The organism is Mobilicoccus pelagius NBRC 104925 (genome assembly GCF_000247995.1).
GTDB lineage: Bacteria > Actinomycetota > Actinomycetes > Actinomycetales > Dermatophilaceae > Mobilicoccus > Mobilicoccus pelagius.
In genome coordinates, this window is the sequence record NZ_BAFE01000089.1 from 94,200 (window position 1) to 113,817 (window position 19,618).

At 73.4% G+C, this 19,618-nt stretch carries 19 protein-coding genes and 1 pseudogene; 6 read left to right on the forward strand and 14 right to left on the reverse strand.

Annotated elements, in window-relative coordinates:
- Positions 1–4: 4 nt before the first annotated feature.
- The gene (locus tag MOPEL_RS12935; protein WP_009483316.1) at positions 5–424 is read right to left on the reverse strand and encodes an SAV_6107 family HEPN domain-containing protein; all 420 of its coding nucleotides are present in this window, start codon (positions 422–424) and stop codon (positions 5–7) included.
- Between the two features lie 297 nt (positions 425–721).
- A complete protein-coding gene (locus MOPEL_RS12940) occupies positions 722–1,036 on the reverse strand; it encodes a DUF6504 family protein (RefSeq protein WP_009483317.1) in 315 nt (104 codons plus the stop codon).
- Positions 1,037–1,381: 345 nt separating this feature from the next.
- On the opposite strand from MOPEL_RS12940, the gene MOPEL_RS12945 reads away from it, so the two are divergent.
- Positions 1,382–2,503, forward strand: a complete 1,122-nt coding sequence (locus tag MOPEL_RS12945) for a polyprenyl synthetase family protein (protein ID WP_009483318.1) — start codon at positions 1,382–1,384, stop codon at positions 2,501–2,503.
- 12 nt (positions 2,504–2,515) lie between these two features.
- Here the strand turns inward: MOPEL_RS12945 and MOPEL_RS12950 are convergent, their stop codons facing one another.
- Positions 2,516–2,923 (reverse strand): Rv2175c family DNA-binding protein, encoded by a 408-nt coding sequence (locus tag MOPEL_RS12950; RefSeq protein WP_009483319.1) that lies wholly within the window; start codon positions 2,921–2,923, stop codon positions 2,516–2,518.
- A 74-nt stretch (positions 2,924–2,997) separates the two neighbouring features.
- Between MOPEL_RS12950 and pknB the strand changes: the two genes are divergently transcribed.
- Positions 2,998–5,076: a Stk1 family PASTA domain-containing Ser/Thr kinase gene (gene pknB / locus MOPEL_RS12955; RefSeq protein ID WP_009483320.1), complete on the forward strand. Its 2,079-nt coding sequence runs from the start codon at positions 2,998–3,000 to the stop codon at positions 5,074–5,076.
- Here the strand turns inward: pknB and MOPEL_RS12960 are convergent.
- From MOPEL_RS12960 to MOPEL_RS12980, 5 genes are all read right to left on the reverse strand, one after another.
- Positions 5,030–5,626 (reverse strand): molybdopterin-dependent oxidoreductase, encoded by a 597-nt coding sequence (locus MOPEL_RS12960; RefSeq protein WP_009483321.1) that lies wholly within the window; start codon positions 5,624–5,626, stop codon positions 5,030–5,032. The two genes, pknB and MOPEL_RS12960, sit on opposite strands and share 47 nt — an antisense overlap.
- Before the next feature lie 8 nt (positions 5,627–5,634).
- A complete protein-coding gene (locus MOPEL_RS12965; RefSeq protein ID WP_009483322.1) occupies positions 5,635–7,047 on the reverse strand; it encodes a class II 3-deoxy-7-phosphoheptulonate synthase in 1,413 nt (470 codons plus the stop codon).
- 68 nt (positions 7,048–7,115) lie between these two features.
- Positions 7,116–7,829 carry a response regulator gene (locus MOPEL_RS12970; protein WP_009483323.1) on the reverse strand — a complete coding sequence of 238 codons (714 nt, stop codon included), beginning with the start codon at positions 7,827–7,829 and terminating at the stop codon, positions 7,116–7,118.
- On the reverse strand, positions 7,826–9,016 hold the full coding sequence (gene macS, locus MOPEL_RS12975; protein ID WP_009483324.1) for a MacS family sensor histidine kinase: 1,191 nt from the start codon (positions 9,014–9,016) through the stop codon (positions 7,826–7,828). The genes MOPEL_RS12970 and macS overlap by 4 nt, the downstream gene beginning before the upstream one ends.
- Positions 9,013–10,023, reverse strand: a complete 1,011-nt coding sequence (locus MOPEL_RS12980) for a 1-acyl-sn-glycerol-3-phosphate acyltransferase (RefSeq protein ID WP_009483325.1) — start codon at positions 10,021–10,023, stop codon at positions 9,013–9,015. The genes macS and MOPEL_RS12980 overlap by 4 nt, the downstream gene beginning before the upstream one ends.
- Before the next feature lie 138 nt (positions 10,024–10,161).
- On the opposite strand from MOPEL_RS12980, the gene MOPEL_RS17370 reads away from it, so the two are divergent.
- Positions 10,162–10,734, forward strand: coding sequence for a hypothetical protein (locus tag MOPEL_RS17370; protein WP_009483326.1), 573 nt, complete (start codon positions 10,162–10,164; stop codon positions 10,732–10,734).
- A gap of 32 nt (positions 10,735–10,766) precedes the next feature.
- On the opposite strand, the gene MOPEL_RS12990 is transcribed toward MOPEL_RS17370, so the two are convergent.
- The 4 genes and pseudogenes from MOPEL_RS12990 to MOPEL_RS13005 all read right to left on the reverse strand — a co-directional run bounded on the left by MOPEL_RS12990 (position 10,767) and on the right by MOPEL_RS13005 (position 13,644).
- On the reverse strand, positions 10,767–11,786 hold the full coding sequence (locus tag MOPEL_RS12990; RefSeq protein WP_009483327.1) for an ROK family glucokinase: 1,020 nt from the start codon (positions 11,784–11,786) through the stop codon (positions 10,767–10,769).
- Positions 11,783–12,073: an ROK family protein gene (locus MOPEL_RS18850; protein WP_306305777.1), complete on the reverse strand. Its 291-nt coding sequence runs from the start codon at positions 12,071–12,073 to the stop codon at positions 11,783–11,785. The genes MOPEL_RS12990 and MOPEL_RS18850 overlap by 4 nt, the downstream gene beginning before the upstream one ends.
- A 151-nt stretch (positions 12,074–12,224) precedes the next feature.
- A pseudogene (locus MOPEL_RS18855) lies at positions 12,225–12,782 on the reverse strand (ROK family protein); the annotation flags it as partial.
- Positions 12,783–13,200: 418 nt separating this feature from the next.
- Complete coding sequence (locus MOPEL_RS13005; RefSeq protein WP_009483331.1) at positions 13,201–13,644, reverse strand: SRPBCC family protein; 444 nt, start codon at positions 13,642–13,644, stop codon at positions 13,201–13,203.
- 89 nt (positions 13,645–13,733) lie between these two features.
- On the opposite strand from MOPEL_RS13005, the gene MOPEL_RS13010 reads away from it, so the two are divergent.
- Positions 13,734–15,530 carry an AMP-dependent synthetase/ligase gene (locus MOPEL_RS13010; RefSeq protein WP_009483332.1) on the forward strand — a complete coding sequence of 599 codons (1,797 nt, stop codon included), beginning with the start codon at positions 13,734–13,736 and terminating at the stop codon, positions 15,528–15,530.
- Between the two features lie 6 nt (positions 15,531–15,536).
- Here the strand turns inward: MOPEL_RS13010 and MOPEL_RS16155 are convergent, their stop codons facing one another.
- Together MOPEL_RS16155 and MOPEL_RS13020 are read right to left on the reverse strand one after the other, a co-directional pair.
- A complete protein-coding gene (locus tag MOPEL_RS16155; protein ID WP_141631346.1) occupies positions 15,537–16,076 on the reverse strand; it encodes a hypothetical protein in 540 nt (179 codons plus the stop codon).
- 745 nt (positions 16,077–16,821) lie between these two features.
- Positions 16,822–17,070: a hypothetical protein gene (locus MOPEL_RS13020; RefSeq protein ID WP_009483334.1), complete on the reverse strand. Its 249-nt coding sequence runs from the start codon at positions 17,068–17,070 to the stop codon at positions 16,822–16,824.
- Positions 17,071–17,265: 195 nt separating this feature from the next.
- On the opposite strand from MOPEL_RS13020, the gene MOPEL_RS13025 reads away from it, so the two are divergent.
- Together MOPEL_RS13025 and MOPEL_RS13030 are read left to right on the forward strand one after the other, a co-directional pair.
- Positions 17,266–19,293: a DEDD exonuclease domain-containing protein gene (locus MOPEL_RS13025; protein ID WP_009483335.1), complete on the forward strand. Its 2,028-nt coding sequence runs from the start codon at positions 17,266–17,268 to the stop codon at positions 19,291–19,293.
- Positions 19,290–19,568, forward strand: coding sequence for an Lrp/AsnC family transcriptional regulator (locus tag MOPEL_RS13030; RefSeq protein WP_009483336.1), 279 nt, complete (start codon positions 19,290–19,292; stop codon positions 19,566–19,568). Before MOPEL_RS13025 ends, MOPEL_RS13030 begins: the two co-directional genes overlap by 4 nt.
- Positions 19,569–19,618: the final 50 nt, after the last annotated feature.

A 19,618-nucleotide genomic window follows, 5' to 3' on the forward strand; every position in this document is an offset into this window, starting at 1 on the left:
GCACTCACCTTCGACCGGCGACGGCGAGACCGAGGTCGACCGCCCCCGTCTCGAAGGGGAGCCCGAGAGCGGCGAGCGCGAGGCCGTGGAAGGTCTCGGAGTCGCGCAGGAGGTCGTCGGCCTCCCGCGGACTCGCGATCTCCCCGGCCTCGAGCGCACCGCGGCGGGCCCCGCAGAGCGCGAAGTAGTCGGCCCACTCGGTGAGTTCGGGGGTGAGCGTCGCGAGCGTCGTCCACGTGTCGCGCATCGGGGCGTGACTGCGCCCCACCTGGCGGGGAGCACGGGCCGAGACGACGGCCGCGGCCGATCGGAGCGCCGCGAGGTGCGCCTCGATGTACCGGTCGTTCGTCGTGCTGCTGCGATGGGCGCGCACGAGGGTCGAACGGGCGCGGTCGAGCAGGTCGAAGGTCGTGGCTGCGGGCATGGTCGTGACCTCTCGTCGAAGGGGCGGCCGATGGGTCGGCCGGACGGGGGCGGGCGGAACGGGGGTGGGGCGGTGACGTCGGGGTGGCGTGGCGGTGACGTGATGGCGACGTGGCCGTGGAACGGTGCGGTGCGGTGCGGGACGAGGGATGAGTGGAGCGGGAGGCGTGTGCGGGAGGCGTGTGCGGCACGGGCTCTGGTGCGCGGAGCGCCCGTGTGCCGGGCGGGGATGGTGTGCGGGTGCCCCGCGTGGGCGTCGCGCGCGGAGTACCGGAGATCACGGTGCCCACCGGGGAGGTCAGTCGTCGACGTGGAGGAGGCGCCAGCCTCGCCCGTGGGCGAGGTCGTAGACGCCGGTGCCGACGGAGCCGCGGGCGGCGGCGGTGACCCGCCACACGTGTTCCTCGAGGTGCTGCGGGTCGAGGGCCCAGACACCCCCGTCGGGAGCGAGCGCCCGACGCCACCAGGACTGCCGGATCACCCACCTGTCGTGGACCGTGTCGACGTCGTAGACCCGGCCCTGCCAGATGAACCGGCGGGGCGGCACCTCACCCTCGTGGTGGCCGGGGAGCCGCGCGGTCTGGACCTGGACCGGCTCGTCGTACCTCCGCATCGCCTCTCCCCTCCGCCCTCACGGGGAGCCCGCACATGCCGACGGCAGGGCACGGGACTCCCGTTCGAGATTCTGTTCGACTCGAACCTCTGTTCGATAAATCGAGCGTACACCCACCCACCGACATCGTGTCAATGACGAAGAAACACCAGCTCAGAGGCCATGAACGAGCCTCCCGTACACATGGACGAATGTCGGACGTGCGTCCTGTTCCGCGCTTGCACCCCCCGCTCCCCGCGCTCGCCCCCAGGCCGCTCGTACGGGTGCCGTGTCGTAGGCTCGGGCGACGTGCCGACCGAGGCGGACCATCGCCGGCCGGCCCACCCCGAGACGAGGAGGTCCCCGATGTCCCCGCACGAGGCGCACCCGCCCGCCGGTGAGGGCGCCACGGCGTTCGACCTCGCCGACCTCCGCACCAGGGTCGAGACCGAGCTCACGGCCGAGATCACCCGACAGCGCGAGGTGCTCCTCCCCCTCGGTGCCGACGTCGTCCCCCTCGTCGACGCCGTCGACGACCTCCTCGCCGCGGGCAAGCGCCTGCGGGCGGCCTTCTGCGACTGGGGTTACCGCGCCTTCGGCGGCGCCCACCGCGACGGGATCCTCACGCTCGCGGCGGCGATGGAGATGTTCCAGGCCGCCGCCCTCATCCACGACGACGTCATGGACGACTCCCGTACCCGTCGCGGTCGCCCCACCGTGCACGTGCGGTTCGGCGACGTCCACGCGGCGCACGACTGGTCGGGCGAGCCCGAACGCTACGGCCTCGCTGGCGCGATCCTCGCGGGCAACCTCTGCCTCGTGTGGTGCGACGAGATGGTCGCACGCGCGGCACTGCCCGCGGCCGAGCTCGCCCGGGCGCGCGCGGTCTTCGACGAGATGCGGACCCACCTCATGGCCGGGCAGTTCCTCGACATGCACGTCGCGACGGCCGGGTGGAACGACCTCGACGAGGCCGCCCGCATCGACCGCAGCCGCGCCGTCGTGCGCTACAAGAGCGCCCAGTACAGCGTCGCCCACCCCCTGCTCATCGGCGCGCGCGCCGCCGGGGTCTCCGACGCCGACGCGGCCCACCTGCGCGAGTACGGTCTCGCGCTCGGCGAGGCCTTCCAGTTCCGCGACGACGTGCTCGGCGTCTTCGGCGACCCGCAGGCCACGGGAAAGCCGGCTGGCGACGACCTGCGGGAGGGCAAGCGCACCGTCCTCCTCGCCCTCGCGCTCGGCGCCGAGGACACCCCCGGGGCCCAGCGGCTGCGGGAGCGGATCGGCGACCCCGCCCTCACCGAGGACGAGATCGCCGACCTGCGCACCGTCATCGCCGAATCGGGTGCGGTGGAGCGTCTCGAGGCGTTCATCGACGAGGACACGAGCACGGCGCGCGCGCACCTCGACGCCCTCGGCGGCATCACCGACGCCGGGCGGGCCGCCCTCGACGCGCTCGTCGAGGCCGCGACCCGTCGCGACGCCTGAGGCGTCACCGGATCAGAACGCGGTCTCCATCGCGCGACGACGGATCTCGCTCTTGTGCCCGGCGAGCAGGGCACCCATCGGCGTGCCGTCGCCGGCGAGGCCCTCCTGCGGCGTGAACAGCCAGGTGAGCAGGTCGAGGTCGTTCATGCCGCCGTCGGCGAGGACGGTGACGGTGCCGGGCAGCGCGGGCATCGGCCCCTCGGGCGTGACGAACACGGCCGGGATGTAGACGGCATTGTTCGGGCCGCGACGCACGGAGACGAGTTCGTGGTTCTTGAGCTGGGTGCGCACCGTGGAGAGGGAGCATCCCTGCACCTCGGCGGCCTCCGGCACCGAGAGCCACGCGTCGACGAGGGTCTCGAGCTCGGCGAGTCGAGGGTCGGGGGTGGGCTGCTGGTCGGTCGGCTGCTGCGCGTTCACGCTCCCAGAGTGCCAGAGCCCGCCCTCCGCGCGCCGCCCGCCCCGGACGCGGCCCCGCGCCTAGACTCTCGGCCGTGGCGACCGTACAGCGCGACGGACTCGTCGGCCGCACGGTCGACGGGCGCTACACGGTGCTCGCACACCTCGCGGACGGCGGCATGGGTCGTGTCTACGCGGCCCTCGACGAACGGCTCGACCGGCAGGTCGCCCTCAAGGTGATGCGCCCCGATCTCGCCCGCGACCCAGCGTTCGTCGACCGGTTCCGTCGTGAGGCCCGGGCTGCGGCACGACTGTCCCACCCTCACGTCGTCGCCGTGTACGACCAGGGCGAGGACGACGGCATCCTCTTCCTCGCGATGGAGTTCGTCGACGGGCAGACCCTGCGGGACCTCCTCGAGGAGGAGGGGGCGCTCACCCCACGGGAGGCGCTCCGCATCACGGCCCGGATCCTCGAAGGCACGGCGGCCGCCCATCGTCGCGACGTGCTGCACCGCGACATCAAGCCGGAGAACGTCCTGTGCTCGGCCGAGGGCCGGGTCGCGGTCGCGGACTTCGGACTCGCCCGTGCCGTCGGGTCGACGACCGCGACGGCCGCGGGCGCTCCGCTGCTCGGTACGGTCGCCTACCTCGCCCCCGAACAGGTCGAGCACGGCACCGCCGATCGCCGCACCGACCTCTACGCCATCGGCCTCGTCCTCCACGAGATGCTCACGGGTCGACCTGCGGTCGAGGGCGACTCCCCCATCCACGTCGCCTGGCAGCACGTCACCGGATCGATCCCGCCGCCGTCGGACCGGGTTCCCGAACTCCCTGCGGCGATCGACGACCTCGTGGCCCGTGCGACGGCCCGTGATCCGGAGGACCGTCACGACGACGCAGAGGTCTTCCTCGCCGACGTGCATCGTGTGCTCGCCGAGCTGCCGGACTCCGCCCTCGACCACCGCGCGGAGCCGCCCACCCCGCCCTCGACGGGTGGTGAGGAAGAGGACGAAGACGGCCACGCCGGGCGTGACGGGGATCGACGGTCACAGGAGACGAGCACGATCGCTCGACGGACCCGCACGATCCCCCGCCTCGGCAGCGAGGGTCGGCCCGCGAACGTCGCGGCGGTCTCGACGGGTGGGTCGATGCACTCCCCCTCTGACCTCGACGATGCTCATCCTTTACCTGAGGTCGACCCCGCTGCGACTCCCCGACGCTTCCGTCGGCGGGGCGCCGCGGCCCTCACGGTCCTCCTTCTCGGCATGGGCGGCGGATGGTGGTGGTTCGGCCCTCCGGGGGAACGCACGGTCCCCGAGGTCGTCGGGACCGAGATCGTCGCCGCCGAGGAGACTCTCCGAGGCGAGGACCTCTCCCCCGTCACCGACCGGGTCTTCTCCGAGACCGTGCCCCGCGACCACGTCGTCGAGAGCGACGCGCCCGCCGGCACGCTGCTCCGGCGAGGTTCCCGGGTGCGGCTCCTCGTGAGCCGGGGCCCGGAACGGTACGACGTACCCGAGCTCACCGGCCGGACCGTCGCCGAGGCGCACGCACTCCTCTCCGAGGCCCACCTCACGGTCGCGCCGGGTCGGCGGAGCACCTACCACGACACCGTCGAGCGTGGTCGTGTCGTCGTCAGCGCCCCGGCCGCGGGGTCACGGGTGAAGCCCGGCACCCCCGTCGCCCTCACCGTGAGCAAGGGCCGCGAACCGGTGTCGCTCGGCGGCGTCGTCGGCACGTCGGAGGAGGAGGCCCGAGCTGCGCTCGAGAAGAAGGGGCTCACCGTCCGCGTCGCCGACGAGCGGGTGTTCAGTACGTCGGTGCCCGCCGGGCGCGTCGCCTCCACCTCGCCCACGGGCACCGTCCACCGCGGCGACGCCGTCACGCTCACCGTGAGCAAGGGTCCCGAGATGGTCCCTGTTCCCCTCCGTGCAGGGTCTCCCCGCGGAGCAGGCGGTCGCCACGCTCCGCGAAGCGGGCTTCGAGGTCCGGGTCGAACGGATCCTCGGGGGCGTGTTCGGCACGGCACGCTCGACCGAGCCCGCCGGCGGCACCGCCCCCAAGGGCAGCACGGTCGTCCTCAACGTCGTGTGAGGTCACCCGCGGCAGGACCGGTGAGGGGGCGCGTCATTCCTGATGGGCGTACCGCTCCTCGCGCCACACGTCACCGTTGAAGTGGTAGCCGCGTTCCTCCCAGAATCCTCGTCGCGGGGAGGCGAGGTACTCGAACGCCATGAGCCACTTGGGGCCCTTCCACCCGTAGAGATGGGGCACGACGAGGCGGAGCGGCCACCCGTGTTCGGGAACGAGGGGCTCGCCGTCGAGGTGGGTCGCGAGGAGCGTGCGCGGCGAGAGGAGGTCGTCGACCGTGAGATTGGCGTGATAGCCGTAGGCGGCCGAGGCGAACAGCCACCGGGCCTCGGGGGCGGGCGGGGCGAGGTCGACGACGGCCCGCGCGGGAACACCGCCCCACACCAGACCGGCGGTGCTCCGGTGGGAGACGCAGTGGTGGTCGGCCCGCACCTCGATGTGCGGCAGCGACATGAGGTCGGTCCAGCTCAGGCGGGTCCTCGACCCGTCGACCGTGGTCCCCTCGATCGTGAACGACCAGGTGTCCAGGTCGATCCGCGGAACCCGCCCGTAGTGGATCGGGCGCAGCGGGGCCTCCCGCTGTCCCGGGGGTAATCGGGCGGGTTCACGCAGGTCGTCGAGCGAGTCGCTCACGGCGGCGATCAGCCCTGGGGCGCGTCCGGGCGGGCGTCGTCCTCACCCGCGGCGTCCCCGGCGAACCCGGCGAGACCGCCCGCGCCACCGGTGCGCTCGGCGAGCATCTCGGCGACGGCGAAGGCGAGCTCGAGGCTCTGCTGGTGGTTGAGGCGCGGGTCGCAGAGCGTCTCGTAGCGTCGTTCGAGGTCGGCGTCCTCGAGGTGCATGACACCGCCGAGGCACTCGGTGACGTCGTTGCCCGTGAGCTCGACGTGGAGACCGCCGGGGTGGGTGCCCACCTGGGCGTGTGCGTCGAAGAACCCACGCACCTCCTCGACGATGTCCTCGAACCGGCGCGTCTTGTAACCATTCTCGGTGGCGAAGGTGTTGCCGTGCATCGGGTCGCACACCCACGTGACGAGTCGGCCGGAGTCCTTGACCGCCTGGAGGATCGGCGGGAGTGCCTCACGGATCTTGTCCTGCCCCATGCGGGTGATGAACGTGAGGCGGCCCGCGTCGCCCTCGGGGTCGAGACGCTCGATGAGCTCGACCGCGTCGGCGCCCGTGGCCGTGGGGCCGAGCTTGACGCCGATGGGGTTGGTGATGCGGGAGACGTAGTCGAGGTGGGCACCCTCGCGCTCGCGCGTGCGCTCGCCCACCCAGAGGAAGTGGCCCGAGGTGCCGTAGGGGCGACCGGTACGGGAGTCGATGCGGGTGAGCGGCTTTTCGTAGTCGAGGAGGAGTGCCTCGTGGCTCGCCCACACGTCGACGCGGCGGAGCGCCTCGAAGTCGACACCGCAGGCGTTCATGAACCGCATCGCGCGATCGATGTCGCCGGCGATCTTCTCGTACCGCTTGTTCGCCTTGTTCGACATGAACCCGCGGTTCCAGTCGTGGACGTGACGTAGGTCGGCGAACCCACCCTGCGTGAACGCGCGGACGAGGTTGAGGGTCGCGGAACTCGCGTGGTAGGCCCGCACGAGCCGCTGCGGGTCGGGACGACGCGAGGCCTCGTCGAAGGAGAAGTCGTTGACCATGTCGCCGCGGTAGGCGGGCAGCTCGACGTCGCCGCGGGTCTCGGTGTCCTTGCTACGCGGCTTGGCGTACTGCCCGGCCATGCGCCCGATCTTGACGACTGGCAGGCTCGAGCCGTACGTGAGCACGGCCGCCATCTGGAGGATCGTCTTGACCCGGTCCCGGATGTTGTCGGCGGTGGCGGACGCGAACGTCTCGGCGCAGTCACCGCCCATGAGGACGAACGCCTCGCCGCGGGCCGCGTCGGCGAGCCGGCGACGCAGGACGTCGCACTCGCCGGCGAAGACGAGCGGCGGATACGTCGACAGCGTCTGCTGCGCAGCACGCAGCTCCTCGGCATCCGGCCAGACGGGCTGCTGGCGGGCGGGAAGGTCGGCCCAGGTGAGGGAGTCGTTCGAAGTCACCCGGCCAGGGTAGTCGGACCCGCACCCACATCCGGTGACGGGTTCGGATGGCGGTCATACGACGGGTCTCAGAGGTCGGTGGACGGATCGACGAGGCCGTGCGCGACGGCGTACCGCGCGAGCTGGACCCGGTTGTGGAGCTGCAACTTGCCGAGGATGTTCTGGACGTGGTTCTGCACGGTGCGGTGGCTCACGACGAGCATGTCGGCGATCTCGCGGTAGCTCATCCCCGTGGCGACGAAGCGGAGGATCTCCGTCTCCCGTGGGGTGAGTCGCGGCGCCTGCGGGTCGTCCTCCTCCGGTGACGCCCCGGCCATCCGTCGGAACTCCCCGAGGACGAGACCGGCGAGTCCCGGCGTGAAGACGGCGCATCCGTCGGCGACGCTCCGCACCGCGTCGAGGAACTCCTCGCGGCCCGCGGACTTCACGAGGTACCCCGTCGCCCCCTCCTTGACGGCCTGGAGGACGTCGTCGGCCTCGCCGGAGGCCGACAGGACGAGGATCCGCACCGACGGCAGGTCCTCGTGGACGCGGCGGGCGACCTCGACACCGTGGAGGACGGGGAGGTTGAGATCGAGGACGAGCACGTCGGGCGCGACGGCGAGGGTGCGGTCGACCGCGGCCCGGCCGTCGGCGGCCGTGGCGACGACGTCCAGTCCCGCCTCCTCGAGGTCCCGGGCGACAGCGTCGCGCCAGATGGGGTGGTCATCGGCGACGACGACACGCAGGGCCCGGTCGGTCGGCCCGGCGCCGGTCCGGCCCGGCATGTCGTCGGTGGTCATGGCGCCCCCTCTCGGCCGGTGCCGTGGGTCGGATCGCACGGCACCCGCAGTTCCGCGACCGTACCGCGTGGCCCGGGCGTGATGCTCGCGTCGCCGCCGAGCTCCCGCGCACGGCCGACGATGCTCGCCGCCACCCCGAGACGCCCCTCGGCCCGCGCCCGGTCGAGACGCCCGGGATCCATCCCCACTCCGTCGTCGCGGACGGTGACGACGACCTCTCCCCCGACCTCCTCGAGGAGGACCCAGGCGCGGGCACCCTCGCCGGCGTGACGTGCGACGTTGTCGAGTGCGGCGGCGACGGCGGCGTCGATCTCGCGGGCGCGCGGCTCGGCGAGGAGGACCGGTCCCGTGTCGACGACGGAGACCCGTTCCGTGGCCCACGCCCTGAGAAGGGCGGCGAGGTCCACCCGACGGGCGACGCCGACCCCGGGAGCCGGGACGGGCCGTGACCCCTCGGCGAGGACGGGCAGCCGGATGAGCTTACGCAGGTGACGCTCCTGTTCACCGGCGAGACGCCCCAGTTCGGCGGTCTCCCCACCGATCTCGAGTCCGCGGCGGTGGACGAGGCTCAGCGCCTGGAGCACGCCGTCGTGGACGTCGCGGGCGAGTCGTTCCCGCGCGGCCGCCCGCGCACGGATGGCCTCGGCCTCCCGCGCGGCGCGGTGGGCCACCCCGACGAACTCGGCGCAGTAGCCGACGAGGGTGCCGAGCAGCAGGAGGATGACGATGTTGTGGAACGTCACCGTCGTCGGGACGCGAACGAGCACGAGATCGGCGAGGACGACGACGGTCGCCGCGGCGGCGCCACCGAGCGGCCCGGCGAGAACGGCCCACGAGAGCACCGTCGTCGCCGGCCACATGCCCGGCACGGTCGGTGCCCCCGCCTCGATCACCTCACGGGAGTCGACGAGGCCGGAGGCGAGGATCGCGCCCGCCCCGAGGGCGAGTTCCACCGCGAGCCAGGCGGGGGTGCGGCGTCGCACGAGGAGGGCCGCCATCGTCCAGGCCGCGAGGACCCCAAGGATCACCCACCCGCGCTCCGGATGGGCCACCTGCTCGAGGCGGTGGACGTAGAGCCCGACGACGTAGACGAGGACGAGCGGACGGAGCAGGTCGAGCGCGGACCAGAAGGCCCGGAACACCGGGGCGTCGCCGGACTCCGCGGTGTTCCGGGCCTTCGTCCTCACGGGCGGGTGCGGGAGCTGCCGTCGTCCCCGACGTCGTCCTGCCCGTCGGCCTCGACGGGCGCGGCGTCGGCGACGGTCGCGCCCTCCGAGGCCGCGCGGCGACGACGCCGCTGCTCGACCTCGGTGCGGGCCGCCTGGATGAGTTCCTCGGCCCGTGCCTGCGCCTGCGCACCCTCCGCCTTCGCGGAGGCGACGAGGTCGCTCGCCCTGGCCTGCACGTTCGCCTGCACCGTGGCGCTCTCGGCCTTGGCGGAGGCGACGAGGTCGCTCGCCCGCGCCTGGACGTTCGCGCCCTCGGCCCGCGCGGCGGCGAGGAGGTCGTTGGCCCTCGCCGCGAGCTGCTCCTTGACGGTGGCGGCGTACTCGTCGACGTACTCCTGGCCCGAGAGCTCCTGGAGCGCGGCCATGACCTCGTCGGTGATCTCGCGGAGGACCTCGTGGTCGTCGGCACGGTCGGCGTACTCGGAGAAGTCCATCGGCGGCCCGAACCGCATCCCCACCTGCATGATCGTGGGGATCCGCTGACCGGTGGGCTGCGCCTTGTCGGTGTCGATCATCGCGACGGGGATGATGGGCACCCCCGCGGCGAGCGCGAGGCGGGCGATGCCCGTCTTGCCCCTGTAGAGGCGGCCGTCGGGCGAACGCGTGCCCTCGGGGTAGATGCCGAACAGCTCACCGCGCTGCAGCACGGCGAGACCCGCGTCCATCGCCACCTTGCTCGCGGCCCCGCCCGAGCGGTCGATCGGGATCTGGCCCGTGCCCTGGAAGAAGGCCTTCTTGAGCCGACCGACGAGGCCGGGCTGGGTGAAGTAGTCGCTCTTCGCCGGGAACGTGATGCGCCGCGGGCACATGAGCGGCAGGAAGATCGAGTCGGAGAAGCTCAGGTGGTTGCTCGCGAGGATCGCCGGGCCGTGGGCGGGGACGTGCTCCGCACCCTCCACCCAGGGACGGAACAGCACCCGCAGCACGGGTCCGATGAGGACGAGTTTGAAGAACCAGTAGAGCACCTGAACCTCCCGGTCGACGAAGCCCCCTCACCGTACCGGCCGGTTCGCGCTCGCGGGACCGTTCGGCCACGTCGCTCCGGGCAGAAGGGTGGGCCTCTCTGCGAGAATCGGGGGCCGAGACGCAGGAGAGGTGCAGCGATGACGACGAGGGACGGCGGGGAACGCGACGACGTCGACGCCCGGTTCGCCGAGATCGTCGAGCGGTGGGAGGAGCCCCCGTCGTGGGCCGACGCACCCCCGCCACCGGCGGGCCGTGCCGGGGGACCCGACGACGGAGTGCCGGGTGCACCTCGGGAGACCGGGATCACACCGCCGGGCGACGTCGCCGACGACCCGACCGTAGGAGGCCCCACCGACGCCGACACCGACGGCCTCCCGAGCGGCGACGCGCCGCCCGTCCGCGCGGGCGGGTTCGACGACCCGGTGCCGTGGCGCACGTACAGCCCTCCGGAGGACCCGGACGACGAGACGTTCACGCCGCCGCCACCCGAGCCGTTGCCCGCGTTCTTCACCGACTGGCCGTTCTACCTCGCCCTGTGCGGTCTCGTCCTCGGGCCGGTCGGCCTCGTCCTCCTCGTCGTGTTCGCGCCCACCGAGCGTCACCTCATGTGGGGCGCGGCCGCCCTCACGATCGCGGGTTTCGTCACGCTCGTCCTGCGCCAACCGCACGACCGGGATCCCGACGACACCGACGACGGCGCCCGCGTCTGACCTGCACCGGGCCGGGATCGGCCCGGCCTGCGTCAGTGGGCCGGGCCGCTCTCGTGGCGGGCGAGGTCGGCGGCGCCGATGAGACCCGCGTCGGGGCCGAGCGCGGCCTGGACGATGCGCGCCTCGGGCCGGTAGCCCCGCCCGGGGAGACGACGACGGAACGCCTCGCGCGCCGGGTCGAGGAGGAGCTCGCCCGCGGCGCTCACCCCACCACCGATGACGAACGACCCCGGGTCGAACGCGGCGGCCAGACCCGCCATGCCGACGCCGAGCCAGTGCCCGATCTCGGCGATGAGTTCCCGCGCCGTGGGGTCGCCCTCTCGCGCCGCCTCCGTGACGAGCGGCCCTGCGAGCCGCGACGGGTCGCCCCCGACGCGGGCGAGCAGATCCTCCGCGACGGGCGACCGCGCCGACATGAGACCGCGGGCCTCCCGCACGAGCGCGTTGCCGCTCGCGTACTGCTCCCAGCAGCCGCGGTTGCCGCACTCGCAGCGGATCCCGTCGGGCACGACCTGCATGTGGCCGAACTCCCCCGCGGTGCCGAACCGGCCGCGTTGGAGTTCGTGGTCGATGACGAGGGCGCCACCGATGCCGGTGCCGAGCGTGATCATCACCACGTGCGACTCGCCACGGGCCGCGCCGAAGCGCGATTCGGCCCACGCCGCCGCGTTCGCGTCGTTGTCGACGGTGATGGGGCGACCGATGCGACTGCCGAGGGACTCCCGCAGCGGCTCGTCCCGCCACGAGAGATGGGGCGCGAAGACGACGGTGGCCCGGTCCGCGCCGACGAATCCGGCGGCGCCTATCCCGACGGCCGACACCGCACGTCCCTCGTCCCCGGCGCGGTCGAGGAGTTCCTCGACCGCGCCGACGATCGTGTTCTCGACGACCCGGGGGCTGCAGGAGCGGTCCGGGGTGTCGCGCCGGGTGCGGGCGACGACCGTCCCCTCGGCGTCGACGAGCCCGGCGGCGACCTTCGTGCCGCCGATATCGACGCCGATCGCGCAATCGTTCTCGGGCGCCGCCTCCTCCACGGTGTCTGCGGCGCTCATCGGAGCGCCTCGTCCTGGGCGAGCGTGGCGGCGCCGACGACGCCGGCGTCGTCGAGGAGTCCGGCGAACTCGAGGCGACCGTAGGGCCGGAACCGGCGCCCCGTCATCCCCTCCTCGAAGGCCTCCCGCGCCGGTTCGAGCAGCAGGTCGCCCGCCTGGGAGACCCCACCGCCGACGAGCACGAGCTCCGGGTCGAGCACGGCCGCGAGCGAGGCGGCGCCGCTGCCGATCCATCGGCCGAGATCGGCGATGAGTCCCCTCGCCGCGGGGTCGCCCGCGAGCGCCACCTCCGTGACGTCGGGGCCGGAGAGACGCCCCGGATCCCCCCTCGCACCGGTCCCGGAGGGCCGCGGCACGGGGGCCGCCCTCGTCGACGAGGTGACGGGCCTTCCGCACGAGCGCGGTGCCGGAGCCGTACTGCTCGAGGCAGCCCCGCACCCCGCATCCGCAGAGCAGACCGTCGGGCACGACCCGGATGTGCCCCACCTCGGCGCCGACACCGTGGGCGCCCCGCACGAGGTCGCCCTCGGTGACGACGCCACCGCCGACGCCCGTGCCGATCGTGAGGAGGACGAGGTCCTCGACGTCACGGGCGGGGCCGTGGACGAACTCGCCCCACGTCGCCGCGTTCGCGTCGTTCTCGAGGACGACCGGCAACCCGACGAGATCGGTGAGTCGTGCACGGAACGGTTCGTCACGCCAGGCGATGTTCGGGGCGAACAGCACCCGTTCGCGGGCACGGTCGAGGAACCCGGCGACCGCGACGCCGACGGCGGGCACGTCGTGGCCGTCGACGAGTTCCCGCGTGAGGTCCGCCGCCGCAGCGACGATCCCCTCGGGGTGCTGCGCCGGGGTCTCCCGCCGGGCACGGGCGAGGATCTCCCCGCCCGTCGTGACGAGGGCGCCGAGGATCTTCGTCCCGCCGATGTCGAGGCCGACGGTGGCGCCCGCCGCCCGACCCTCGGGGGCGGAGGAGCTGGGCTCACGTGTCGTCATGGGTTCTCCCGCTGGTCGTCGGAACGGTCGTCGTCGCAATGGTCGTCGTGGTCGCCGCGCGTGTGGTGGGTGGGGCGGTCGTCCTGAGCCGCGTCGCCCGGGCCGCCGGGCGACGCGTCCGCGCGTCGCTCCCAGGCGCCCGCCGCGGCGCGCAGGCCGTGGGTGAGGAGATCCGTCGCCGACGCGAGATCGCGGAGGACCCCCGGTCCGTGTGCATGCGTCCAGCGGTGGCCCCGGCACCACGGGCACCGGCAGGCGTCCCCGCCCGCGGCGTGCGCAGGACCCGTCGACGGCGTCACCGGAGGGGGGTCCGTCGGCGGGGCCTCCGCGCGGGCGGACGTCGCCTCTCTGCGGGCCTCGCGCAACGCCTCCCCGAGCCGCCGTGCCTCGTCCTCGACGGAACCGACGTGCTCCCCGTTCATCCCTCGACCCGCGCCTTGAGCCCCTGCAACGCCGTGGAGACGATCGTGCGCTCCGCCTTACGCCGGAGGATCCCCGGTAGCGGCACCGCGAGCTCGACCGAGAGGTCGTACGTGACGCGCGTCCCGCCACCCTCCCGGGCGATGACGTAACGACCGTCGAGCGCCTCCAGCTTCTGCGAGCGCACGAGCCGCCACGACACCTCCCCGACGCCGTCGGCGTCGAGGGCCCACGTGTACGCGAGCACGTACGTGTCCTCCATCGGACCGGACCCGACGGTGAACTCCACCTCGACCGGCCAGGCCCCCTCGTCCTCGGTGAGGACCGTGACGGATCGCACGTCCGGGGACCACTCCGGATAGGCCTCGACGTCGGCGACGACGTCGCACACCGCCCCCGGCTCCGCAGCGACGAGGATCGACTCCTGTGTTCTGGGCGACATGTCCGTAGGCTAACGGCGTCCGTGGCCACGAGTAGGGTGACCCGACGTCGGGCGCCCGCCCGCACCCCGGATCGCGTGAAGAGGAGCCGATGCGCGAATCGATCATCCCCCCCGCCGTCCCGCCCACCACCGAGGGCACCCTCGCCGACATCCCCGCCCGCAACGCGGCGCGGCGACCCGAGCGCGTCGTGTTCTCCGTCAAAGGTCCGGCCGGCACGTGGCGCGACGTCACCGCGCGGGAGTTCCACGCCGACGTCCGCCGCCTCGCCAAGGGATTCGTCGCCGCCGGCATCGGCGTCGGTGAGCGCGTGGCGATCATGAGCCGGACGCGGTACGAGTGGACCCTCCTCGACTTCGCCCTGTGGACCGCGGGCGCCGTGCCCGTCCCCGTCTACGAGACGTCCTCCGCCTCCCAGCTGCGATGGATCCTCGAGGACACCGCCTCCTGCGCCCTCGTCGTCGAGAACGACGGCCACGCGGCCGTCGCCGCCGAGGTCCGCGACGACTGCCCCGCACTCGCGCAGGTGTGGTCCGTCGACGGTGGCGGTCTCGAGGACCTCCTCCACGCCGGGGAGGACATCGACGACGCCACTCTCGACGCCCGTCTCGCGGGCCACGACCGTTCCGACCTCGCGACGATCATCTACACGTCGGGCACGACGGGCCGGCCGAAGGGATGCGAGCTCACCCACGGCAACTTCATGGACCTCTCCGACAACATCGTCGTCGCCCTCGACCCGATCGTCGGACCGGACGACGCGTCCATGCTCATGTTCCTGCCGCTCGCGCACGTCTTCGCGCGGCTCATCCAGGTCGTCGCCGTCGACGCGATGATGCGCGTCGGGCACGCCCCCGACATCAAGAACCTCATGGGTGACCTCTCCGGGTTCCACCCCACCTTCCTGCTCGCCGTCCCCCGCGTGTTCGAGAAGGTGTTCAACGCGGCCGACCAGTCGGCCCGTGCCGACGGCAAGGGCGGCATCTTCACCCGCGCCACCCGCACGGCCATCGTCTACAGTCGCGGCCTCGACGACCCCAAGGGCCCCTCGCCCCGGGTCCGTGTCGCCCACGCCGTCATGGAGCGGCTCGTCTACCGCAAGATCCGCGCCAAGCTCGGCGGTGAGATCCGGTACGCCGTCTCCGGCGGAGCCCCCCTCGGCGAGCGGCTCGGCCACTTCTTCCGCGGCATCGGCATCACCGTCCTCGAGGGCTACGGCCTCACCGAGACCACGGCGCCTGTCGCCGTCGGCCGCCCTGCCGGTCTCCGCATCGGCGCGGTCGGCCTGCCGATTCCCGGCGTCGGCGTCCGCATCGACGAGGACGGAGAGGTCCTCGTCCAGGGCGAGGGTGTCTTCCGCGCCTACCGCGGCAACCCCGAGGCGACCGCCGCCGCGTTCACCGAGGACGGCTGGTTCCGCACCGGAGACCTCGGCGACGTCGACGACGACGGGTTCCTCACGATCACCGGCCGCAAGAAGGAGATCCTCGTCACCGCCGGCGGCAAGAACGTCGCCCCGGCCGCTCTCGAGGACATCGTGCGGGCGCACCCGCTCGTCTCGCAGGCCGTCGTCGTCGGCGACCAGCGTCCGTTCGTCGGTGCCCTCGTCACGATCGACGCCGAGATGGTGCCGGTGTGGGGCACCTCGCACGACCGCCCCGAACTCACGCCCGAGATGTGCCTCACCGACCCGATGGTCCGCGAGCACATCCAGAAGGCCGTCGACCGCGCGAACGCCACGGTGAGCCGCGCCGAGAGCATCCGCTCGTTCCACATCATCCCGGGCGACTTCACCGAGGAGAACGGGTACCTCACGCCCTCGCTCAAGCTGCGGCGCAACGAGATCATGCGTGACTTCGCCGACGAGGTCGAGTCGCTCTACTCCTGACGTCGGCTATCCCCGACGCCCCGGACGCGGCCGGTCGGACCCCCTCGTGGGGTCGGGCCGGCCGCGTTCGAGTTGTTGCCGCCACACCGGCAGGAGTCCTTGCTCGAGGGGGACGCGGTCGACGCCGCCGCCCCCGGCACGACCCCGCACGAGATCCACGGCGGCGTCCTCACCGTGGAGGTCCGCGTACGTGCGGACGGCGGACAACGCCTGCGCGTAGGCGAGGAGGACGGCGTCCCTCCCTGCGCCCGCGACCTCGAACTCCTCGTCGCGGGGGAGGTGGCGAGGCGCGCCGTGCACGGCGACGTCGCGGCGCAGCGGGGCGAGCACGGCCTCGACCGGCACCGTCGACCGGCGGTAGGCGAGGTCGTCGGCCACCCCCTCGACGAGCCACCGAGGCGCCCGAGGTCGAGGGCCCGCGGCGAGGGCCACGTGGACGCACTCGTGCGTGAGGACGACGATCCGCCCCTCCTCGGAGAGCTCGCCCCAGGACTCCGGCGCCATGACGATCCACGTCTCGGACGTCGGCGCCTCCCCGACGGTCACCGTCGTCGCGGCGGGCCGGGCACCCCCACTCCCGGAGCCGTCCGAGCGCCCCGGCGTCGGTGGCAGGACGACGAGGGGAGGCACGTTCTCGGCCCGCGGCCAGACGGCACGACAGCGGCGCCAGGCCTCCTCGGCCGCCCCCGACACCACCGCCGGATCGAGGGGCGCAGCAGATGCGACGGATGCGGTGGCTCGAACGTCCTCGCGAGGTGCGGGCGCGACGGGGCGCCGCGGTGTCGTCGGGGATGCGGCGGGCCGCGGGGAGGTGAGGCCCGGAGCGGTCGCGACCGTGGGCGGCCGAGTGTGCGACACGCGCCCGCCGCCGGGGGCGTGCGAGGCGCTCGGTCCGCGCGGGACGTTCGCCGTGTGGGACCCACCGGGTGCGCCGGGGACGAGCATGGGGCCCACGACGAGGGAATGCGGCCCCGCGTGGACCATCCGCCCCGGCCAGCGCCTCTCGACCATCTCGCGCGCCCGTGCGAGGAGCGCGCGATCGGCCTCCCCGGCAGGACCGACGGATCGGCGCCGGGGCACATCGGGGGCCCCTGCCATGCGCGTCGGGCCCGCTGACGGCGCCTCCGTTACGGACGACGTGACATCGGACGACGCCTCCCCCGTCGCAGGCACGGCCTGCGTGCCGGCGGACGTACCGGGCCCGGGCGACGTCGCGCACCCGGTGAGGAGGACGATGAGGGCGAACGTCGCCGTTGCCCGGCCTCGACGCCGGGTTCGGCGCCCTCCCTCGTCACCCGGCTGCGCGCACACCCTCCCAGGGTTGCACCTCGGCCGTGAGCAGTGCCGCCTCGGACGCGCCGATGAGCCCCGCGCCGACGAACACGTCGACCGCCCGGCGCTCCACGGGGTCGAGGGCCAGGCCGGTGACGGGCGCATCGAGCAGCACCCGCACCGCGCAGTCCTCGCAGGCCCGGCCGGCGACCGGGCAGGTGCCGCAATCCATGACCAACGACCCGCCGGTCTCGATGGTGTCGAACATCTCGGCCTCCTCGACCTCGTCCCGTGGACCCCTCGGCCCCGGTGCGTTCGCACGCTACGACCACCCCCCGACAACCCTTCGCCGTGGCGCATCGGGAGGGGACGTCGCACAGGCGCGGCGGTTAGACGGCCGGGCCGACGGGCACCTGGTCCGCGTGGACGAAAGGTTGTCGGAGGGCCCTGCGAGGGTGCTCCCATGCACGACGACCCTGCTGTTCCGCCTCCCTCGGACCCGGCCCCGGTCCCGGTTCACACGCCTACCCCGGCGTCCGGGCCCGCCACCGGGTCCGGAACGGAAACCGGCGCGGGATCCGGCGTCGGCGCCGGCGCCAGCGCCGGATCCCGCGTCGCGGGTCTCCACGGCGGTGCTGTTCTCGGCGCGTTCGTCCCGCAGGACGGGGGTCGGGAGGGCCACGGCGGAGCAGCCCTCGAGGAGCAGATCGTCCAGGGCCCGCCGGAGGTGCTGGGCACGCCGCTGTCGGAGGTCACATTCGTCGTCGTCGACCTCGAGACCACCGGCGGCAGCCCCGCCGACTCCAGCATCACCGAGATCGGCGCGGTCAAGGTCAACGGCGGGGAGGTCGTCGAGGAGTTCCACACCCTCGTCGACCCGCAGGTGCCGGTGCCTCCGTTCATCCGTCTCCTCACCGGCATCACCGACGAGATGCTCGAGGGCGCCCCCCACATCGACGAGGTGCTGCCCTCGTTCCTCGAGTTCTCCCGGGGCGCCGTCCTCGTCGCGCACAACGCTCCGTTCGATATCGGCTTCCTCCGCGCCGCCACCCGGGCCTGCGGCCTGTCCTGGCCCGCCCCTGCCGTCGTCGACACGGTCACCCTCGCGCGTCGTCTCGTCACCCGAGACGAGGTGCCCAACCACAAGCTCGGCACCCTCGCCGAACTGTTCGGCACGGCCGTCGCCCCCGACCACCGTGCCCTCCACGACGCGCGCGCCACGGTCGACGTCCTCCACGGACTCCTCGCCCGCTGCGGCAGCTCCGGTCCGCTCGCGGCCCGCACGCTCGAGGATCTCCAGGTCCTCGCCTCCCGTGTCCACCCCGTCCAGCGGCGCAAGCGTCACCTCGCCGAGGGCCTGCCCTCCGCGCCGGGGGTCTACATGTTCACCGGCGTGCGCGGCCAGGTGCTCTACGTCGGCACCTCCACCGACATCCGCCGCCGGGTGGCCTCGTACTTCACGGCGGCGGAGCAGCGCGCCCGCATGACCGAGATGCTCACGGCCGCCGAGCACGTCGTCCCCGTCGTGTGCACGACGCGTCTTGAGGCCCAGGTCCGTGAGATCCGGCTCATCGCCGAGCACGATCCCCCGTACAACCGACAGTCGAGGAGGCCGTGGTCCCGATCGTGGATCAAAGTCACGGTCGAACCGTTCCCGCGGCTGTCGGTCGTCACGAGGGTCAAGGACGACGGCGCCTGGTACGCCGGGCCGTTCGCCCGGAAGCAGTCCGCCGTGGACGCCGTGGCCGCCGTCCACGAGGTGCTCCCGCTGCGGCAGTGCACCACCCGGCTGGCGCGTCTCTCCTCCGCCGCCTCCCCCTGCCTCCTCGCCGAGATCGGCCGGTGCGGGGCGCCCTGCCTCGGTCGTCAGAGCGTCGAGGAGTACGCCCCCGTCGCGAGCCGTGCCCATCGGCTCTTCGCCGGCGCCGACCGGTCGCTGCTCGACGCCCTCCGCTCCCGGATGCGCGAGCTCGCCGCCGAGGAACGCTTCGAGGAGGCCGACGCGGTCCGACGACGCACCGCCGCCCTCACCGACGGGCTCGGCCGCGTCCAACGACTCGCCCCCCTCGCGGAGGCGCCGGAGATCGTCGCGGCGCGCCGACGCGACGGCGGCGGATGGGAGGTCGTCTCCGTCCGGCACGGCCGCCTCGCCGGCACGACGCTCACCCCGCCCGGGACCGACCCCATGCCCTCCATCTCGGCGATGCGCGCCGCCGCCGAGGTGGTCGCGCCCCCCGTCGCCCCGAGCCCGGCGACGACGCCCGAGGAGACGGAGATCCTCCATCGATGGCTCACCACCGAGGGGGTGCGCCTGGTCGATCTCGTCGGCACGTGGAGCTGCCCCGTGGGCGGCGCCGACGGGGCTCCGAGCCTCCGCTCGGCCGAAGCCCCCGGCGGGGAGGACGGCGAGAGGAACGGCGGAACGGACCCGCACCGGGACGATCGGACCCCCGGCGCCCCCACCGCTCTCACGACTAGAGTTGCCCCGTGATCACCGCCATCGTCCTCATCAACGCCGACGTCCACCGCATCCCCGAGGCCGGGCAGGCCATCGCAGAGATCGACGGCGTCACCGAGGTGTACTCCGTCACCGGCGGCGCCGACCTCATCGCGCTCGTCAAGGTGGCTCGGCACGAAGACCTGGCCGACGTCATCGCCGACCGCATCAACAAGGCCCAGGGCGTCATCTCCACCGACACCCACATCGCGTTCCGCACATACAGCAGGAGCGACCTCGACGCGGCGTTCAGCATCGGCCTCGACTGAGTTCTCCGCACGCCCTCACCGCCGAGGAGCCCGCTCGGCGCAGTTCGTCG

Excerpts from the sequence above, each read along its gene's own strand:
- MOPEL_RS13010 (WP_009483332.1), top strand. The coding sequence starts at position 13,734 with ATGCGCGAATCGATCATCCCCCCCGCCGTCCCGCCCACCACCGAGGGC.
- MOPEL_RS13020 (WP_009483334.1), bottom strand. The coding sequence starts at position 17,070 with ATGTTCGACACCATCGAGACCGGCGGGTCGTTGGTCATGGATTGCGGC.
- MOPEL_RS12940 (WP_009483317.1), bottom strand. The coding sequence starts at position 1,036 with ATGCGGAGGTACGACGAGCCGGTCCAGGTCCAGACCGCGCGGCTCCCC.
- MOPEL_RS13005 (WP_009483331.1), bottom strand. The coding sequence starts at position 13,644 with ATGTCGCCCAGAACACAGGAGTCGATCCTCGTCGCTGCGGAGCCGGGG.
- MOPEL_RS17370 (WP_009483326.1), top strand. The coding sequence starts at position 10,162 with ATGACGACGAGGGACGGCGGGGAACGCGACGACGTCGACGCCCGGTTC.
- MOPEL_RS13025 (WP_009483335.1), top strand. The coding sequence starts at position 17,266 with ATGCACGACGACCCTGCTGTTCCGCCTCCCTCGGACCCGGCCCCGGTC.
- MOPEL_RS12945 (WP_009483318.1), top strand. The coding sequence starts at position 1,382 with ATGTCCCCGCACGAGGCGCACCCGCCCGCCGGTGAGGGCGCCACGGCG.
- MOPEL_RS12935 (WP_009483316.1), bottom strand. The coding sequence starts at position 424 with ATGCCCGCAGCCACGACCTTCGACCTGCTCGACCGCGCCCGTTCGACC.
- MOPEL_RS12990 (WP_009483327.1), bottom strand. The coding sequence starts at position 11,786 with ATGAGCGCCGCAGACACCGTGGAGGAGGCGGCGCCCGAGAACGATTGC.
- MOPEL_RS12970 (WP_009483323.1), bottom strand. The coding sequence starts at position 7,829 with ATGACCACCGACGACATGCCGGGCCGGACCGGCGCCGGGCCGACCGAC.